Origin of the sequence: Streptomyces sp. WMMB 714 (assembly GCF_900090125.1) — a bacterium.
GTDB classification, from domain to species: Bacteria; Actinomycetota; Actinomycetes; order Streptomycetales; family Streptomycetaceae; genus Streptomyces; species Streptomyces daqingensis.
Genome location: NZ_FMHJ01000011.1, coordinates 169,510 through 186,427, shown reverse-complemented (window position 1 = coordinate 186,427; position 16,918 = coordinate 169,510). Strand labels below are relative to the sequence as shown.

The window sequence follows — 16,918 nt, the reverse complement described above, 5'->3', positions numbered from 1 at the left end:
GTAATCACTGGCGCATCCCCCTCTGCGGCACCGCCCCTTCCCGGCTTCAGGCTGCCCGCACATCCCCCTTGCTGGAGTTCCCGTGACCGTCACCCCTCGCATCGGCATGCCCGCACGCCTCCGCTTCCGGCTCCGCACCCGCGTCCGGGGGGCGCGGCCGACGGCACCGCGGGAGACGGCACTGCGGGAGACGGCACCCCTGGGCCCTGGGCGGCGCTCCACTGCGCCCACGGGCGCGTCGTACCCCGGGGCGGCGGCCGGGACCGGTACCGCGCGTCCCGGGACCGGTACCGCGCGCCCCGGTGCCGGTGGCCGCCCGTCCCGCCCGTCCCCCGGCCGCTGCTCGTCCGAGGGCCTGCGGGTGGCACGCCGCAGCCTGCTGCGCCGGGGGGTCGCCCTGGTGCTGGGCGCGTTCCTGCTGCACGCGCTCGCCTTCTGCCTCGCACCCGGACTGCTCAGCCGCTCCGTCCACGGCGGCCTCCAGGTCGGCGAACTGGCCACGGGCGCACAGGTATTGGTGATCGGCTTCGGCGTGTGGGCGCACGACAGAGCCGCGAGGCGGTACGTGGACCCGCTGGCGCGGCGGGTCGCCGACCGGCACCGGGACGGCTTCGGCCGTCAGCCCGGCGCCGCCGGTTCCGCTACCGACGGCGGACCTGCCTCCGTCCCCGCCGCCCGGGTAGCCGCCCCCTCCGCGTCCTTCGACGCCTTCGACCGGGTCAAGGCGTTCGGCGGAAGGGCGCCTCTGTGAGCTGGCTCGCCGGGGACCGCGCGACGGTCATCTCGCTCTTCGTCCTCTTCATCGCCGGATGCCTGTTCGTCGCGATGCTCGCCAGCCCGGACCTCCAGCACGGCGGCGGCGGCTTCTTCGCGCACCCGTCCCGCTCCCGGCCGCTGCGCCAAGGACTCGCGCTGACCGGCGACTTCGTCTCCGCCGCGGGGGTGCTGTACTTCTGCGGCATCGTCGCGGAGACGGGTTACGACGGCGTCCTGCTCGTCGTCGCCGCCGCTCTCTCACCGCTGCTGCTCAAGGTGTGGCTGGCGGAGCGGCTGCCGGGAGGACCGGGCAGGTCCCTCGGCGACGTCCTGGCCCGGCGCCTGCCGTCCGGTCCTGCACGGCGCGCGGCCGGGTGGGCGACCCTCGTGGTCTCCGTGCCGCTGCTCATCGCCCAGCTCGTACCCATCGGCCGCATCACGGCCGCCCTGATGGGAGTGCCCGGACGGACCGGCGAGATCACGGGCATCGTCCTCGTCGGCGTCCTCATCTGCGCCTGCGCGGGCATCGGCGGCGTACGCGGGGCGACGCTGCTGCAGATCGGGAAGACCCTCGCGCTCGTCGTGGCCGCGCCGCTGCTGGTGGTGCTCGTCCTCGCCCAATTCGACTGGAACTACGGCGAGTTGCTCACCAGGGCCGCGGCGGGAAGCGGCGCCGGGGACGCGTACCTCGCACCGGGACGGCTCTTCGGCACCGGCGCCGCCAGCCGCCTCGACACCCTCAGCCTCGGCCTCACCGTGCTCTTCGGGACGGCGTTCCTGCCGCACCTCCTCACCCGCCTCTCGGCGAGCCCGACCGCCGGAACAGCACGCCGCGCCACCAGCTGGGCCGTGCTGGCCTCCTGCCTCCTGTGCGCGGCGGCGGCGGTCACCGGCTACGGCATCCAGGCCCTGGTCGACAGCGAGACGCTGCGCCAGGCCGGGCCGCGAGGCGGCGACAACGTGCTGCTGCTGGCCGCCGTCCTCGACGGCGCCGACCCCGGCAGCATGGACGCACCGGGCACCCTGCTGACCTTCGTCTCCTGCGTCGCCTTCCTCACCGTGCTCGCATCCGCCTCGGTGCTGCTGCTCGCCGGTTCGGCGGCGATCGTCCACGACCTCCGGCACGAGGGGCGCCCACCGGCGGGACAGGGCCCCGCGCCCGGGGGGTTGCGGGCGAGGACGGCCCTGCTGCTCGTCGGCGGTGCCTGCATCGGACTCGCCGTCACCGGACGCACCGCCAACGCCCAGTTCTGGCTCACGCTTTCGTACACAGAGGCCGCCACAGTCGTGCTGCCTGCCGTCGCCTACAGCCTGCTGTGGAGCCGGTTCACCCTGCGCGGGCTGCGCTGGTGCGTCCACGGGGGCACGTGCATCACCGTCGCCCTGCTCGCGCTGTCGCCCGCCGTCTCCGGCAGCCCGCACGCGCTGGTGCCGGACGCGGACTGGAGCGTCTTCCCCCTGCACGCCCCGGGGCTGGTCAGCATCCCAGCAGCGTTCCTGCTGGGTGCGCTCGGGTCGCTGCGGAGGCGGCAGCAGCACACCCCGCCGCAACTCGGCACGCCGGACGGCGAGCGGGTCAACGCGGCCGGAACGCCCCGGACTTGAGGGCGCACACGAACGAGCTCCAGGCGCCGGCGGAGAACGTGACCGCCGGGCCGTCGGGGGCCTTGCTGTCACGCACGGGCAGCACACGGTCGTACCCGTCGGCGACCTCGACGCAGGCTCCCCCTTCCCCGTTGCTGTACGAGGACTTGCGCCAGACAGCGTTGCCGGGATCGTGCAGGAGGCTCATGGTGTGGAGTAGTCCTTCACGGCTGATGCGATCACGGGCAGGGATGCCTTCGGCGAGAGTGCGGCAGCCCTGACGTGATCGTATGACCTCTGGAACTTGGCGACCATCGGTGGCTCGTCGATGAGCTGGCCGGTGTGCGCGCCCTCCGTGTACGCGACAGGTGGGGATTCGGCGGAGGTCATCAGGATCGTCGTGCCGTACATGAGCGGGTGAGGGCCTGCGCTGAACGGAATCACCTGCACTACGACGCGGGTATGCGAGCGTGACAACTCCCAGCCGCGATCGAGCTGTTCACACATCACTTCCGGCGCCTCGACCGGCACGCGCAGCGCGGCCTCGTGGATGATGGCCCACACCTCGGGCGCACCCGGTTCGTCGATGCGACGCCCACGTTCCATTCGGGCCGAGACATGAGCCTCAACCTCCTCCTCGGGGGCGAACGGCAGAGCCGCCCTGGTCAGGCCCCGGGCGTACGCCTCCGTCTGCAACAGCCCGGGCACCAGCATGGGTGCGTACTCGCTGATCGTCGTCGCCAGCTTCTCCAGCTCCGCCGCGTCCGCGAAGTAGTCGGGGTGCTTGGACCGGCGTGCCAGCCTGCACAGTCGCTGGAGGTGCTCACCGCTGCCGAGTACGTCGTCGAAGAGCCGGGAGACGTCCGCCTGCGGTCGCCGTACAGCTGACTCGAACTGCCCCACGTACGTACCGGAACAGAAGACCCGCTCGCCCAACTGGTCCTGCGAAAGGCCCGCTTGCTCTCGCAGGCGCCGAAGTTCCGCACCGTAGAAGGCCCGTGCCGAGGTGTACGGGTCGAGTTCCTTGGGCTGGGTCATGACGGCGTCCTCTGTCCGCAAGTTGCCTGCTGGGTCGCACCTCCTACTCAGCGTAGCTCCGGGGCGTCACTCTTTGGGTTCGAAGCGTGACGATCGGCAACGAGTGAAGGACGCACATGGCCTCGAATCAACCGGTATCTCCCAGCGCTGGGACACCGTCCGACTCCTCCGCGGGCTCCGGGCATCCGGACTCCACTGGCGAGAGGACCCTGGACGCGCTCGAACTCTCCGACCGTGCCGTGGCCCGACTCGGGGACGCGCTGGCGGCGTTGGGCATCACGTTGCCCTCGCTGAGCATCGACCTGCTCTCCTGTAGCCGCCCGCTCGGCCCCCGGCCCCTCGTCGAACTCGGCCGCTGCAACCTGGAGACGGCGGCGGCGCTCACGGCGGCCCTGCGCAGGGCGGCGGCGCAGGGGTGACGGCGGAGCCGGTCCCGCCGTCCGTGGGGACGGTGGCGGTCGACGAGGAGCAGGGCCGGGTCGGGGAGGTGATGGACTCGTCCGGCGGCCGGGTGCAGTTGCGGCCCGTCAGGGGAGGCCGCGAGTGGGACGCCGACCCGTCCCGCGTCCGCACGGCCACGCCGGAGGAGCGCCTGGCCGCCACCCTCGCCGCGGTGAACGCGGCGAGCAGCGCGGGACGCGCGTGAGCGGGTGCCGTCCTCGGCCGGGTCCGGGGCGCCGCCGCCTGCCCGTTCCCGCTTCCGGCGGCGCCCTTTGCGGGATACGCGTCAATTCGGTGGAATGGGCGGTGAGGAAAGCTCACGTGGAGGTGGAATGCCGCAGATCGCGCTGTCCTCGGGAACGATCGACTACCAGGACACCGGTGGCGAGGGCCCGGTACTGGTCTTCTGCCACGGCATGCCGATGAGCGGAACGCAGTGGCGCAAGGTGGTGCCCCTGCTGAACGGGTACCGCTGTGTCCTGCCCACGCTGCCGATGGGCGGCCACCGCCGGCCGATGCACCCGGACGCCGACCTGTCCCAGCGCGGTATCGCGCTGCTCCTGGGCGAGTTCATCGAACGGCTCGGCCTCGACGACGTGACCCTCGTCCTCAACGACTGGGGCGGCGGTCAGTTCCTGATCTCCGAAGGGCGGGCCCAGCGAGTCGCGCGCCTGGTGCTCGTTGCCTGCGAGGCGTTCGACAACTTCCCCCCGGGGCCCGCCCGAGCGGCCGCAGCGGTGTGCAGGGTTCCCGGTGGAGTCCTGCTCCTGACGCGCCTCATGCGCGTCCCCTGGTTCCGGAACGACCCCCGCGGCTACGGCGGGATGAGCCTGCGCGGAATCCCCGACGAGGTCCTGGACGGCTGGTTCGCTCCCGCGGCACAGAGCAGGGCCGTCCGCAGGGACTTCGCCAAGTTCGCCACGTCGGCGCCCAGGCGTGCGACGTTGCTGGCCTGGAGCGAGCGGCTGCGGGACTTCGACCGTCCGGTACTCGTCGTCTGGGCGACCGAGGACAGGCTGATGCCGCGCGAGCACGGCCGCCGCCTCGCGGAGCTCTACCCGCAGGGCCGGTTGGTCGAGATCGCCGACTCGTCCACCCTCGTCCCCGAGGACCAGCCCGAGCGGCTCGCTGAAGTGCTCACCGACTTCCTGCTCCGGACCGGGGCAGCGCCGGTACGGGACGCGAGCTGAGCCGGCGGGGGAGACCCGGGTTCTGACGCCTGTCTGCTTCCCGGCGGCCGCCGTACGCTGGACGTTCCACGTGAGGACGTTCCATGCCACGGACGACCCATGGGACGTACGCCCCATGCCACGGACATCCCGTGCGACGGACGTCCCACGCGACGGACGGGAGGCCGAGATGCCCGAAGCGACACCGAGTCCGCGGACAGCGAGCCGGGCGACGCCGGTCCCGACGCCGCTGGCCGAGGTGACGGCCGAGCTGGCCCGCCTCGACGATCCGAGGATCCGCGCGGTCAACGAGAGGCACGGCGACGATCACGGCGTGAACCTCACCGAGCTGCGCGCCCTGGCGAAGAGGCTCCGTAAGCAGCAGGAACTCGCGTGCGGCCTCTGGGAGACGGGTGACACCGCGGCGAGGCTGCTGGCGCTGCTGATCTGCCGTCCGAAGGCGTTCGGACGTGACGAGCTGGACGTCATGCTGCGCGAGGCGCGCACACCCAAGGTGCACGACTGGCTCGTGAACTACGTGGTGAAGAAGAGCCCGCACTCGGAGGAGCTGCGACTGGCCTGGTGGGCCGATCCGGATCCGGTGGTCGCGAGTGCGGGCTGGGCGCTGACCACCGAACGCGTGGCGAAGAGGCCCGAGGGGCTCGACCTCGCCGGGCTGCTCGACGTCGTCGAGGCGGAGATGAAGGACGCCCCTGACCGGCTGCAGTGGGCGATGAACCACTGCCTGGCCCGGATCGGGATCGAACACGCCGAGCACCGCGCCCGCGCGGTCGCGATCGGCGAGCGCCTGGAAGTGCTCAAGGACTACCCGACGCCCCCGGGCTGCACCTCCCCGTTCGCGCCCACGTGGATCACCGAGATGGTGCGGCGGCGGGGATAGGGCCGGTCTTTCGGATCTCCGCTCTTTCGGATCTCCGAGGGTCCGCGGCCCGGTCGGGGACCGGACGTACCGCGGCGGCGGACCGTTCGTGAACTGTCACGGAAGGGAACACGAACTGGTCCGCCGCCGGGTCTGATCGACCTGCCCTCCCCTCAACAGGGGGGCGGGTCCGTCTTGTTGGTCCAGCCTCGCACGCCGAGACGGGCCTCCAGGGGCGGAGGCGCCGCCGGTCCCGCGGGGCCGCGGAAGCCCTCGTGCTGTGGGCCTCGGGCCGAGGTCCTCGTGCTGGACGGTGCTGGACAAGTCGTCGAATCCTATGCGCCATGCGTCTTCGGGTCGGCGACCGGCAGGAGAGTCGTCTGTGCGCGAGCGGTGGAGGCTGTTCGCGCATCGCAGAGTGCGTCGCTGGTGGGGAGGGAGAGATGTGCGGGTGAATTCAGCGGACAAGTGTCTCAGTTGCACCGAAAATCACACTTGCATACGCTACCGGAGATGAGCCTCCGCGCAAGCCGCGGAGCGACGAAGCCGCGCACCGCACCGCAGCGACGTACGGGCCCCTTCGACGGAACGACTCCACCGACCCCTTGCGGCGGCCCCCCCCACGCTCCCCACCGGTCCTCACCGGTCCCAACGTGTCCTCACCGGTCTCCACCGGTCTCCACCGGACTCCGTCGGACGCCGCGGGCCCGGGGCGGCGTACCCCGGCGGCCTCCGCGGCGGGACCATACTGAGCGCCGCACCCAACCGCCGCGTCCCCCTGAGTGAGGCCAGCCCATGACCGACCGGACGTCCGCCGGCAGCATCGACGGCCCGCTGATCAGGCGCGGTGACGCCGAGTACGAACGGGCCCGCGCGGATGCCGTCTGGAACGGGCTCAAGCCCGGCCGCTTCCCCGCGGAGATCGTGGTCGCCGCCACGGAGGACGACGTCCCCCGGGCGCTCGCCCGCGCCCGCGCGCAGGACTTGCGGGTCTCCGTCCGGTCGGGCGGGCACAACTGGTCCGGCACCCAACTCCGCGACGACGCCCTGCTGCTGGACCTCTCACGGCTCAACCGGTGCGTCGTCGACCCCGGTTCGGGAACGGCCGATGTCGGACCGGCGGTGACGGGCCGCGTCCTCGCCTCCGCGCTGGATCCGCACGGACTCGCCTTCCCCTTCGGCCACTGCTCGACGGTCGCGCTGGGCGGCTTCCTGCTCAGCGGCGGTCTCGGCTGGAACTCCCGGGCCTGGGGGCCTGCCTGTTCGTACGTCGAGGAGGTCGAGGCGGTCACCGCGGACGGCAGCAGGGTCGTCTGCAACGAGACGGAGAATCCGGACCTGTTCTGGGCCGCCCGCGGCGCCGGGCCGGGCTTCTTCGCCGTCGCCACCCGCTTCCGCCTGCGGTTCCGTCCGCATCCGGGCGCGATCGTCACGACGTCGTTCACCTTTCCCCTGCCGGAGGTGGAGCGTGTGGCTGCCTGGGCCGTGCCCACCGCGCTGGCTCTGCCGCCGTCCGTGGAGACGTCGTTCGTGCTGTCGGCCCGCGAACCGGCGGCCGCCACCTCCTCCGGCCCCGCCCCCGGGCTGACGCTGACGTCGACCGTCTTCGCCGGCTCCGCGCGGGAGGGCGCGGACGTGCTGGCGCCCCTGACCGGCTGCCCGTTCGCCGACCGGGCGCTGACGCACCGGCCGCCGGAGGCGACGTCGTACGTCGCGCTGCACGAGGGTGCCGACGGCAAGTGGCCGGGGCAGCAGCGGTACGTGGTCGACACGCTGTGGTCCCCGGAGCCGTACGAGACCCAACTCGCCCGCGCCGCACGGGCGATCGCCGAGGCGCCCTCCGGCGACTCGCTCGTGCTTGTGCCCGTCGAACCGGTCGGTCCCGGCCCGGAAGGCGGACGCGGCATGGCTTTCTCGCCGCTGGGCGAGTCCTATCTGGCCGCCTTCGCGATCTGGGACGACCCGGCGCAGGACGAGGACTGCACACGCTGGCTGCGGCGTGCCATGGACGCCTTCGACCCGCAGGGGACCGGCAGCCACTACGTCGCCGAGGCCGACCTCGCGGCGGGTGCGTCCCGTTCGCGCCGCTCGTACGCGCCCGCCGACTGGGAGCGGCTCAAGCGGCTCAAGGCCCACTGGGACCCGGCGAACCTGTTCCACTCCTACCTCGTGCCGTGACGCGGCTTCTGCGGTGACCGCGTCAGCGCACGAGCCGCGTCACTCCCGCGCCGCGGCGTTGATCTCCTGGCTGTGGAGCACTCGCTGCCCGCCACCGTCACCGCTACCGCTGCCGCCACTGTCACCGTCCCCGCGACGGGCGACGGCGAGCATCGCGCGGCCGAGGTTCTCCGTCGTCGTCACCTGCTTCGGGACGAGCCGCCGCAGCACCGGGTAGAGCCAGGAGAGGGCCGCGTACAGCCGCCGGTAGCCCGGCGTCCTCGACGTCTCGCCGTGTACGGGACGGATGTAGCCCGGCCGGAACATGTACGCGCGGAGGGGCATCGCCAGCAGCGCGTTCTCGGTACTGCCCTTCACCCGGGCCCACATCACCCTGCCGTTCCCGGTGCTGTCGGTGCCCGCTCCGGAGACGTAGACGAAGACCGGCCGACGTCCGCCGCCGCCCGTGCTTCCGGCCACGCCCCCGTCCCCGCCCCGTATCGCTTCCCTGCCCCCGGTGAGGGCACGCGCCGCGGCGAGGGTCCAGTCGTAGGTGATCCGCCGGTACTCCTCCTCGCTCCGGCCCGCCGCCGACACGCCCAGGCAGAAGAAGCACGCGTCGGCGTCCGCGAACTGCTCGGCGAGCGGCGAGAGATCGGAGAAGTCGGTGTGCACCACCTCCCGCAGCCGGGGATGCCGCACCCCCAGGGGCGTCCGTACGACGCAGAGGACGTCCGCCACCCTCTCGTCGTCGAGGCATTCGCGCAGGACGCCCTGGCCGATCATGCCGGAGGCGCCGAACAGGACGATCCTCACAGCAGTTTCTCCAGGGTCAGCGGCAGGTCGTAGAGGCGTCTGCCCGTCGCGTGGTGCAGGGCGTTCGCGATCGCTCCGGCCACGCCCGTGATGCCGACCTCGCCGACGCCGACGATGCCCAGCGGCATGGTCGGGTCGGGGTCGTCGAGCCAGCTGACGTCGATGCGCGGGACGTCGGCGTGCACCGGGACGTGGTACTCGGACAGGCTCGGGTTCATGATCCGCCCCGTTCGTGGGTCGAGCAGCGTCTGCTCCGTGAGCGCCTGGCCGATGCCCATGACGATGCCGCCGCGCAGCTGGCTCGCCGCCGTCTTGGCGTTGACCACCCGCCCCACGTCGAAGACGGCCACCCAGCGGGTGACGCGCGCTTCGCCCGTGTCGGCGTCGACGCGCACCTCGCAGAAGTGCGCCCCGCACGCCGCCTTCATCCAGCGCCGCCGCTCCCGCAGGTACTTCGCGGTGAACCTGACCTGCCCGACCCGCTTGCCGACCCGCGTCTCCGAGCCGACGGCCGCCTCGGCGTGGTCCCGGCCCGTCCTGGCGAGGAGTTGCGCGTACGACTCGCCCTCCCGCGGCGTCCCGATCGACTTCTTCAGCTTCTCGCAGGCTTCCAGCAGGCTGCTCGCCACGCTGGCCGTCTGCGCCGAGCCTCCGGCGCCCGGCCCGGTGGGCAGGTCCGAGTCGCCGTACTCGACGGTCACGGCCCCGAAGGGCACGCCGAGCTCGTCGGCGGCGATCTGCGCCTGGGCGGTGGCGGTGCCCATGCCCATCTCGTGGAAGGCGCAGCGCACGAGGGCCCGCCCGCCGGCGTCCAGCCGTACGGTCACGTTGGCCGGAAGCTGCCAGGCCGGGTGGTACGCCGCTGCGGTTCCCCAGCCGACGAGCGAACGCCCCTCGCGCATGGACCGGGGTTCGAGACTCCGCGCGTGCCAGCCGAAGAGCGAGGCGCCGCTCGTGAAGCACTCCGCCAACTGCCGGTGCGCGAAGGGCTTTCCGTCGATGGGGTTGCTGGACGGCTCGTTGCGCAGGCGCAGCTCGACGGGGTCCAGCCCCAGCTCGCAGGCGAGTTCGTCGACGGCCGCCTCCATCGCGTACGAGCCGATCGACTCCCCGGGGGCGCGCATGTTCGTCGTGCTGTGCGTGTCCAGCCCGAGCGTGTACTGCTGATGGCGGATGTGCTCCGCGCCGTACATGTGCCGTGCGACGGACGTGATCTGCTCGGGCGCCCCGCCGACCTTGCCCGTCGGGGCCGTACTGGTGTGGATCAGCGCGGTCATGCCGCCGTCCCGTTCCGCGCCGATCGCCACGCGCTGCACCGACGGCTGCCGCCCCCCGACGGACCGGTAGACACCCTCGCGGGTGAGCGCCGCCCGTACCGGACGGCCGGTCACGCGCGCGGCCAGGGCGGTGAGGATCGTGCCGGGCCACACCATCGACTTGCCGCCGAATCCGCCGCCCACGAACGGCGCCAGGACGCGCACGTCGCCGACGGGGACGTCGAACTTCGTCGCGAGCTGCGAACGGAGCCAGTGGATGTTCTGCGTCCCGTCGTGCACCGTCAGCCGGTCGCCGTCCCACACGGCCGTGGTGGCGTGCGGTTCGAGGGCGTTGTGATGGTGCCGGGGCGTGGTGAAGCGCAGATCCACGGAGACCGGCGCGGCGGCGAGGGCCGCGTCGGCGTCGCCCTTCGAGCCGGACGCGTGCTGGATGACGCTGCTCCTCTGCGGTACGGCGTGGCGCTCCTCGTCGGCGAAGTCGACGCTGTGGGGCAGGACTTCGTACGTCACCGAGACCGACTCGGCGGCGTGCGCGGCGGTTTCGGGATCCTCCGCCACGACGACGGCGACGGGCTGGCCGTTCCAGTGCACTTCCGGCGTGTTGAGGTAGTCGACGGACGTCGCCGTCGCCATGCTCTCCATGCTGCGGATCGGGTTGGGCTTCGGCGACGGCTTCATCCGGGGCGCGTCGAGATGGGTGATCACCGCGACCACGCCGGGAAGGGCGGACGCGGCCTCCGTGTCGATCGCGGTGATGCGGCCCCGCGTGACGGTGGCGTACGTGAACGCCGCCCAGGCCAGGCCCTCGTAGGGGAGTTCGGCCGCGTAGCGTGCCCTGCCGGTGACCTTCGCGGGCGCGTCGACCCGGTCCACGGCCCGGCCCACGGCGGCCAGGGCCGGCTCCGCCGGGACGCCGGCCGCCCCGGTGCCTCGGGGATCCGCGTGCGTTCCGGGATCCGCGTGGGTTCCGGGGCCCGCGTGCGTTCCAGGACTGTGCGGGCTGCTCATGCCCCGCTCCCCTCGTCGTCGGCGAGCCGGCGCAGGACGGCCACGACGGTGCGGCGCCCCAGCTCGATCTTGAACTCGTTTCCCGCGCGGGCGCCCTGCCCGCCCGACTCCGCCGCGCTCCGGCTGTCGGGCATGCCGGTCCGGGCGGACCGGCCCTCCGCTGCGGCGAACTCCGCGTCCGCCGCACGGCGGAAGGACTCCTCCGTGGCGGGCGCGCCCCTCAGCAGCGCCTCGGCCTCGTGCGCCCGCCACGGCTTCGCCCCGACTCCGCCGAGAGCGAGCCGCACGTCCGCGACAGCGCCGTCCCGTACCTCCAGCGCCGCCGCGACCGACACCAGCGCGAAGGCGTACGAGGCCCGGTCGCGGACCTTCCGGTAGCGCGAGTGCGCCGCGAGCGGCAACGGCGGCAGCTCGACCGCCGTGATCAGCTCGTCCCCCTCCAGCGCGGTCTCGATGTGCGGGGTGCCGCCCGGGAGCCGGTGCAGCTCCCCGAACGGCAGCCGCCGCGCCCCGCGGACGCTCCGCACCTCGACGACGGCGTCGAGGGCGGCGAGCGCCACGCACATGTCGGACGGGTGCGCCGCGATGCACTCCTCGCTCGTGCCCAGCACCGCAGCCGAGCGGCTGAAGCCCTCCATCGCGTCGCAACCGGCGCCGGGCTCACGCTTGTTGCACCGCGCGGCCGTGTCGTAGAAGTACGGGCAGCGGGTGCGCTGGAGCAGATTCCCGCCGACCGTGGCCATGTTCCGCAGCTGCCCCGAGGCCCCGTTGAGCACGGCCTGGGCGAGTACGGGGTAGCGGCTGCGGACCAACGGGTCAGCCGCGAGGCGGGAGTTGCGTACGAGGGCGCCGATGCGCAGGCCGCCGTCCGGCAGTTCCTCGATCGCCGTGAGCGGGAGCCTGCTGATGTCGACGACCGTACGGGGACGCTCGACGCCCTCGCGCATCAGGTCGACGAGGTTGGTGCCGCCCCCGAGGAATCTCGCTCCCGGATGCTCCGCGACGGCCTCGACGGCGGCGTCCACGTCGCGGGCGCTGACATAGGCGAAGGGCCTCACTGTCCGGCCACCTCCCGGACCGCGTCGACGATCCCGTTGTACGCCCCGCAGCGGCACAGGTTGCCGCTCATCCGCTCGCGGATCTCGTCGTCCGTCAATTCGGCTCCGCCGCCGTCGAGCTCCTCCGTCACGGCGCTCGGCGCCCCGGCCTTGTGCTCGGCGAGCATGCCGATCGCCGAGCAGATCTGGCCGGGCGTGCAGTAGCCGCACTGGAAGCCGTCGTGCTCGGTGAAGGCCGCCTGCAGCGGATGGTCGACGCCCTCGATGGTGGTGATCTCGCGTCCGTCGTACTGCACGGCGAGAGCGAGGCAGGAGCAGATGCGCTCCCCGTCCGCCAGCACGGTGCACGCGCCGCACGCGCCCTGGTCGCAGCCCTTCTTCGTCCCCGTCATCCCGAGCCGCTCGCGGAGCGCGTCGAGCAGGCTGACCTGGGGTTCTACGTCGATCTCGCGGGCGGTTCCATTGACCCGCAGGCGCACTTCAACCATGGCGTCCTCCTGTGTGGCGCGGTGGAAGGACACTAACAGAACGACGTTCTCTTATTAAGGAAACAGTGGTCTTTTATAGGGCTCGTATGCTGGCAGCGTCATGACAGGTGCGGGATTTGTCCGGGCCCGGCGGCCGGAGCAGAAGGAGCAGCGGCGCGAGGCGATCCTCGCCGCCGCGCGGGAGCTCGGCGCGGAGTCCGGCGTGCGCAACGTGACGCTGGGAGGCGTCGCGCAGGCCGTCGGCCTGGCGAAATCCAACGTCGTGCGCTATTTCGGCACCCGCGAGGAGATCTTCCTTGAGCTCGCGGCCGCGGGCTGGCAGGAGTGGGGCCTCGCCGTGGAAGCCCGCCTCCGCGCGGAGACGGGCGCGGAGACGGGCGGGGAGAAGGGGACGGAGCCCGGCGCGGAGGGCCGGCGCACCCGCACCGCCGCCGCCCTCGCCGAGACGCTCGACGAGCGCCCCTTCTTCTGCGACCTCCTCAGCCACACCGCCACCACGCTGGAGCACAACATCTCCCTGGAGGCGGCGCGCAGCTTCAAATACGCGGCGCACGGCGTCGTCCTGAGGCTCGGCCCGCTCGTCTCCGCCGCCTGCCCGGAGCTCAGTGACAGCGAGGGCTCGGAACTGGTGCAGGCCGCGGCCGCCCTCGCCGGCACCCTCTACCCGGTGGCCTCGCCCTCACCCGTCCTGGCCGAGCTGTACGAGGCCGACCCCGAACTCGCCGCCGCCTGCCCCCGGATGCTCCCCACCCTGCGCCGCGCCGTCTCGGCCCTCGCCGTCGGCCTCCCGGCCCTCCGCGACTCCGGCACCTGACCGCACCCGCTGTCCCCGCCCCGGCTCACCCACCCCCTGCTCACCCTGCCGGGCAGCGCGCCCCGCCGTACGCTCGGAACGCACCGTCCCGGCGCTGCTGCTACGACTTCCACGGGGATTGGCGGTGACGGCATGCCCGAACTGCCGGACGTCGAAGGATTCCGGAAGGTGCTCGACTCCTGCGCCCGCGGAAGGCGCATCGCCCGCGTGGAGGTGCACGACGCGGGCGTCCTGCGGGGCGTGAGCGCCCGGCGCCTCCGCCGCGACCTGGAGGGCCGCACCTTCGCGGAGCCGGAGCGGCACGGCAAATGGCTCCTCGCCCGCACCGACGGTCCCACCGTGCTCCTCCACTTCGGCATGACGGGCGGCCTGCTGTGCTGCGCCCCGCAGGACGAACTCGCCCCCCACGACCGGGTCACCTTCACGCTCGGCGGCGGCCGGCAGCTCCGCTACCGGGACCAGCGCAAGCTCAAGGGCCTCTGGCTGGCCGACGAGGCGGCCGTCGCCCGCACCCTGGAGGCGCAGGGGCCCGACGCCGCCTCGGTCGGCCGCGAGCAGTTCGACGAGGCGCTGGCCCGCAGGCGCGGGACCGTCAAGTCCGGCCTCACCGACCAGTCCGTGCTCGCCGGCATCGGCAACCTCCTCGCCGACGAGATCCTCTGGCGCTCCCGCCTCCACCCGGCCCGCCCGGCACGCGACCTCACCGGCGGTGAACGGCGGCGCCTCCACACGGAGATGCGCCGCGTCCTCCGCTCCTCGATGAGGGCCGACCGCGTACCGCCACGCCCCTCCTGGCTGACCGGCCACCGCGACGACGCCGACCCGGAGTGCCCGCGCTGCGGCACGTCGCTTCAGCGGGGCCGCGTCGCGGGCCGCGGCACGGTCTGGTGCCCGCACTGCCAGCCCGCGCCCTCCTGACGGCACGACCCCGCCGAACGGCCAAACGGAACGAAACCGCAGGTCAACGGCGCTTTTCCCGCTCCGCACTGGCTGACTCGGGCCGTCTGGTTCAAACTGCCGTGAAAGGGACTAAAGGTGTGTCCGTGTCCGGCGGAGGGACAGCTCATGACTGGAAACAAGGCCGTTGCCTACATAGAACCCGGCGTCGTCGAGATCGAGAACCTCGACTACCCCGACCTGCGGCTGCACGACGGCCCCGGGGTGGACCCCGCCAACGTCGGCCGCGACTGCCGCCACGGTGTGATCGTCAAGGTCCTCGCGAGCAACATCTGCGGCAGCGACCAGCACATGGTCCGCGGCCGCACCACCGCCCCCGCGGGCCTCGTGCTCGGGCACGAGATCACCGGCGAAGTGGTCGAGACGGGGCCGGACGTCGAGTACGTCCACGAAGGCGACATCGTCTCCGTCCCCTTCAACATCGCCTGCGGCCGCTGCCGCAACTGCAAGGAACGCAAGACCGGCATCTGCCTCAACGTCAACCCGGCCCGCCCCGGCTCCGCCTACGGCTACGTCGACATGGGCGGCTGGGCCGGCGGCCAGGCCGAGTACGTGATGGTCCCGTACGCGGACTTCAACCTGCTCCGCTTCCGCGACCGCGACCAGGCACTGGAGAAGCTCCTCGACCTGACGATGCTCTCGGACATCTTCCCCACCGGCTACCACGGCTGCGTATCGGCGGGCGTCGGCGTCGGCAGCACCGTCTACATCGCGGGCGCCGGACCGGTCGGACTCGCGGCCGCGGCGGCGGCCCAACTCCTGGGCGCGGCGGTCGTCATCGTCGGCGACCTCAACAAGGAGCGCCTCGCCCAGGCCCGCAGCTTCGGCTGCGAGACCGTCGACCTCACGAAGGGCTCCCCCGAGGACCAGATCGAGCAGATCGTCGGCGAACCCGAGGTGGACGCGGCAGTGGACGCCGTCGGATTCGAAGCGAAGGGCCACGGCAAGAACGCCGACGAAGCCCCCGCCACGGTGCTCAACACCGTCATGACGGTGGCCAGGGCGGGCGCCTCCCTCGGCATCCCCGGCCTCTACGTCACGGAGGACCCCGGCGGCATCGACAGCGACGCCCAGTCGGGCTCGCTCAAGCTGCGCCTCGGCCTGGGCTGGGCCAAGAGCCACAGCTTCACCACGGGCCAGTGCCCCGTCATGAAGTACCACCGCGAACTGGCGATGGCGATCCTCCACGACCGCGTCCAGATCGCCAAGGCCGTCAACGCCCAGGTCATCTCCCTCGACGAGGCCCCCCGCGGCTACGAGGAGTTCGACAAGGGCGCCAGCCGCAAGTACGTCCTCAACCCCCACGGCGCGCTGGACCGCTTCAAGAAGGCCGCCTGACGCGAAGCGCGTCCGGACACGGGAACGGGCAGCTCAAGGACCGCGTGTGTGCCGGTTCCTGAGCTGCCCGACGGGGCCGGCGCTCGGCGTCTGTCAGACGAGGCCGTTCCCCCCGCCACCGGAGGCGTCACCCGAACCGTTCACGTTCCCGTCGTTGTCGACGCCGCAGATGTTCTGCTGCGCGCGCGAGTCGGCGATAGAGATGAGGGGGCCGTTGATGGTGAGGAGCCCGCCGACCTCCGACGACGTGGTGTCGCCGTTGGACTGGTTACAGGTCACTGTGGTGGCCGGAGGCTGTTCTCCGTCTCCTTGGGCGGAGGCGACGCCGGCACCGAGCATGCTGACGCTTCCGACCATGGTCGCCACAAGAGCAGCTTTGCGAAGCTTGGGCATTCCATCTCCACTTCCATGAGGATGTCACGCGATCAGTAATTGATCGCATATAGACGGTGGCAAACCATATTCCTCGAAATCGGCATACAGGCCGCGCAACACGCCCTTCCGGTCCGATCCGCTGCCCGGCCCGCCGCCGGGCGGGATTCGAGGTCTGCACAGCGGCGGGAAACGGACACGATTCGGGGACCGAACCCCGAGGGTCCGGTCCCCGAATATGCGTTCCGACGAGGTCGGCCTGTTGCTCAGACGAGGCCGGAAGCGTCTCCGCCGGTGGCGCTGCCGGAGGTGTTCGTGTTGTCCTCCACGCCGATGCCGCAGTTGTTCTGCTGCGCGCGGGAGTCGGCGTCGCCACCGCCGCCGGTAAGCGCAGCGAGGGCGGGGAGGTCGGCTTCGCCGCCCTCGACGGTGTCGCCGTTGGCCTGGGTGCAGGTGACAGGGAACTCGGGGAGCTCCGAACCGCCAGCAGCCGCGACACCGGCACCGAGCATGCCGACGCTGCCGACCATGGCGGCCACTACGGCAGCTTCGCGAAGCTTGCGCATTTGATCTCCACTTCCATGAGGCTTGACACGATCAACAATGACCGCATTGATGCAGTTACATACGGTATTGCGTGAATAGCGCTTTTCGACTGCAACACGCCGCTCCGCGGAATCGCCGCTCCGGTTCGGGTCATTGGCGGTCGTTGCGCCCCTGTCGCACATGATTCAGGGACCGAGCCCGAGGGCTCGGTCCCTGAAT

The 16,918-nt window shown here is 72.2% G+C and carries 18 protein-coding genes; 10 read left to right on the top strand and 8 right to left on the bottom strand.

Translation table 11 applies throughout. From position 1 onward, the window contains the following. The first annotated feature begins 361 nt into the window (after positions 1-361). Both H181DRAFT_RS29225 and H181DRAFT_RS20540 read left to right on the top strand, forming a co-directional pair. Complete coding sequence (locus H181DRAFT_RS29225) at positions 362-751, top strand: DUF485 domain-containing protein (protein ID WP_139131735.1); 390 nt, start codon at positions 362-364, stop codon at positions 749-751. Beyond that, positions 748-2,361, top strand: a complete 1,614-nt coding sequence (locus tag H181DRAFT_RS20540; protein WP_052708664.1) for a sodium:solute symporter family transporter — start codon at positions 748-750, stop codon at positions 2,359-2,361. The genes H181DRAFT_RS29225 and H181DRAFT_RS20540 overlap by 4 nt, the downstream gene beginning before the upstream one ends. Here H181DRAFT_RS20540 and H181DRAFT_RS20535 read toward each other — a convergent pair. After that, entirely contained in the window at positions 2,333-2,548 is a 216-nt protein-coding gene (locus tag H181DRAFT_RS20535; RefSeq protein ID WP_045866006.1) for a DUF397 domain-containing protein, read from the bottom strand. The genes H181DRAFT_RS20540 and H181DRAFT_RS20535 overlap by 29 nt on opposite strands. Further along, on the bottom strand, positions 2,545-3,378 hold the full coding sequence (locus H181DRAFT_RS20530; protein ID WP_045866005.1) for a helix-turn-helix domain-containing protein: 834 nt from the start codon (positions 3,376-3,378) through the stop codon (positions 2,545-2,547). The genes H181DRAFT_RS20535 and H181DRAFT_RS20530 overlap by 4 nt, the downstream gene beginning before the upstream one ends. A 116-nt stretch (positions 3,379-3,494) precedes the next feature. Here H181DRAFT_RS20530 and H181DRAFT_RS20525 point away from each other — a divergent pair, with 116 nt between their 5' ends. From H181DRAFT_RS20525 to H181DRAFT_RS20505, 5 genes are all read left to right on the top strand, one after another. Next, positions 3,495-3,797, top strand: a complete 303-nt coding sequence (locus tag H181DRAFT_RS20525) for a hypothetical protein (protein WP_368073278.1) — start codon at positions 3,495-3,497, stop codon at positions 3,795-3,797. Continuing rightward, entirely contained in the window at positions 3,794-4,024 is a 231-nt protein-coding gene (locus H181DRAFT_RS20520; protein ID WP_045866004.1) for a hypothetical protein, read from the top strand. The genes H181DRAFT_RS20525 and H181DRAFT_RS20520 overlap by 4 nt, the downstream gene beginning before the upstream one ends. A 127-nt stretch (positions 4,025-4,151) precedes the next feature. Further along, on the top strand, positions 4,152-5,009 hold the full coding sequence (locus H181DRAFT_RS20515; protein WP_045866003.1) for an alpha/beta fold hydrolase: 858 nt from the start codon (positions 4,152-4,154) through the stop codon (positions 5,007-5,009). 169 nt (positions 5,010-5,178) lie between these two features. Then, positions 5,179-5,889, top strand: a complete 711-nt coding sequence (locus tag H181DRAFT_RS20510) for a DNA alkylation repair protein (protein ID WP_045866002.1) — start codon at positions 5,179-5,181, stop codon at positions 5,887-5,889. A gap of 774 nt (positions 5,890-6,663) precedes the next feature. Further along, positions 6,664-8,046, top strand: coding sequence for an FAD-binding oxidoreductase (locus H181DRAFT_RS20505; RefSeq protein WP_045866001.1), 1,383 nt, complete (start codon positions 6,664-6,666; stop codon positions 8,044-8,046). A 39-nt stretch (positions 8,047-8,085) separates the two neighbouring features. Here the strand turns inward: H181DRAFT_RS20505 and H181DRAFT_RS20500 are convergent, their stop codons facing one another. The 4 genes from H181DRAFT_RS20500 to H181DRAFT_RS20485 are packed head-to-tail and all read right to left on the bottom strand — an operon-like array spanning position 8,086 to position 12,672. Beyond that, complete coding sequence (locus H181DRAFT_RS20500; protein WP_045866000.1) at positions 8,086-8,841, bottom strand: Rossmann-fold NAD(P)-binding domain-containing protein; 756 nt, start codon at positions 8,839-8,841, stop codon at positions 8,086-8,088. Continuing rightward, complete coding sequence (locus H181DRAFT_RS20495; RefSeq protein WP_078895870.1) at positions 8,838-11,126, bottom strand: xanthine dehydrogenase family protein molybdopterin-binding subunit; 2,289 nt, start codon at positions 11,124-11,126, stop codon at positions 8,838-8,840. The genes H181DRAFT_RS20500 and H181DRAFT_RS20495 overlap by 4 nt, the downstream gene beginning before the upstream one ends. Continuing rightward, positions 11,123-12,184, bottom strand: a complete 1,062-nt coding sequence (locus H181DRAFT_RS20490; RefSeq protein WP_045865999.1) for an FAD binding domain-containing protein — start codon at positions 12,182-12,184, stop codon at positions 11,123-11,125. The genes H181DRAFT_RS20495 and H181DRAFT_RS20490 overlap by 4 nt, the downstream gene beginning before the upstream one ends. Next, positions 12,181-12,672, bottom strand: a complete 492-nt coding sequence (locus H181DRAFT_RS20485) for a (2Fe-2S)-binding protein (protein ID WP_045865998.1) — start codon at positions 12,670-12,672, stop codon at positions 12,181-12,183. Before H181DRAFT_RS20485 ends, H181DRAFT_RS20490 begins: the two co-directional genes overlap by 4 nt. A 100-nt stretch (positions 12,673-12,772) precedes the next feature. On the opposite strand from H181DRAFT_RS20485, the gene H181DRAFT_RS20480 reads away from it, so the two are divergent. The 3 genes from H181DRAFT_RS20480 (at position 12,773) to fdhA (ending at position 15,781) form a co-directional block, all read left to right on the top strand. After that, positions 12,773-13,486 carry a TetR/AcrR family transcriptional regulator gene (locus tag H181DRAFT_RS20480; protein WP_045865997.1) on the top strand — a complete coding sequence of 238 codons (714 nt, stop codon included), beginning with the start codon at positions 12,773-12,775 and terminating at the stop codon, positions 13,484-13,486. A gap of 132 nt (positions 13,487-13,618) precedes the next feature. Next, positions 13,619-14,404, top strand: coding sequence for an Fpg/Nei family DNA glycosylase (locus H181DRAFT_RS20475; RefSeq protein ID WP_045865996.1), 786 nt, complete (start codon positions 13,619-13,621; stop codon positions 14,402-14,404). A gap of 147 nt (positions 14,405-14,551) precedes the next feature. Continuing rightward, positions 14,552-15,781, top strand: coding sequence for a formaldehyde dehydrogenase, glutathione-independent (fdhA, locus tag H181DRAFT_RS20470; protein ID WP_045865995.1), 1,230 nt, complete (start codon positions 14,552-14,554; stop codon positions 15,779-15,781). A gap of 93 nt (positions 15,782-15,874) precedes the next feature. On the opposite strand, the gene H181DRAFT_RS20465 is transcribed toward fdhA, so the two are convergent. Next, positions 15,875-16,174: a hypothetical protein gene (locus H181DRAFT_RS20465; protein ID WP_139131734.1), complete on the bottom strand. Its 300-nt coding sequence runs from the start codon at positions 16,172-16,174 to the stop codon at positions 15,875-15,877. A gap of 245 nt (positions 16,175-16,419) precedes the next feature. After that, positions 16,420-16,719, bottom strand: a complete 300-nt coding sequence (locus H181DRAFT_RS20460; protein WP_074467958.1) for a hypothetical protein — start codon at positions 16,717-16,719, stop codon at positions 16,420-16,422. Positions 16,720-16,918 lie beyond the last annotated feature (199 nt).

Coding starts and splice junctions, on each gene's coding strand:
- H181DRAFT_RS20530 (WP_045866005.1), bottom strand. CDS start 3,378: ATGACCCAGCCCAAGGAACTCGACCCGTACACCTCGGCACGGGCCTTC.
- fdhA (WP_045865995.1), top strand. CDS start 14,552: ATGACTGGAAACAAGGCCGTTGCCTACATAGAACCCGGCGTCGTCGAG.
- H181DRAFT_RS20465 (WP_139131734.1), bottom strand. CDS start 16,174: ATGCCCAAGCTTCGCAAAGCTGCTCTTGTGGCGACCATGGTCGGAAGC.
- H181DRAFT_RS20515 (WP_045866003.1), top strand. CDS start 4,152: ATGCCGCAGATCGCGCTGTCCTCGGGAACGATCGACTACCAGGACACC.
- H181DRAFT_RS20485 (WP_045865998.1), bottom strand. CDS start 12,672: ATGGTTGAAGTGCGCCTGCGGGTCAATGGAACCGCCCGCGAGATCGAC.
- H181DRAFT_RS20460 (WP_074467958.1), bottom strand. CDS start 16,719: ATGCGCAAGCTTCGCGAAGCTGCCGTAGTGGCCGCCATGGTCGGCAGC.
- H181DRAFT_RS20495 (WP_078895870.1), bottom strand. CDS start 11,126: ATGAGCAGCCCGCACAGTCCTGGAACGCACGCGGGCCCCGGAACCCAC.
- H181DRAFT_RS20510 (WP_045866002.1), top strand. CDS start 5,179: ATGCCCGAAGCGACACCGAGTCCGCGGACAGCGAGCCGGGCGACGCCG.
- H181DRAFT_RS20525 (WP_368073278.1), top strand. CDS start 3,495: ATGGCCTCGAATCAACCGGTATCTCCCAGCGCTGGGACACCGTCCGAC.
- H181DRAFT_RS20480 (WP_045865997.1), top strand. CDS start 12,773: ATGACAGGTGCGGGATTTGTCCGGGCCCGGCGGCCGGAGCAGAAGGAG.
- H181DRAFT_RS20505 (WP_045866001.1), top strand. CDS start 6,664: ATGACCGACCGGACGTCCGCCGGCAGCATCGACGGCCCGCTGATCAGG.
- H181DRAFT_RS20475 (WP_045865996.1), top strand. CDS start 13,619: ATGCCCGAACTGCCGGACGTCGAAGGATTCCGGAAGGTGCTCGACTCC.
- H181DRAFT_RS20535 (WP_045866006.1), bottom strand. CDS start 2,548: ATGAGCCTCCTGCACGATCCCGGCAACGCTGTCTGGCGCAAGTCCTCG.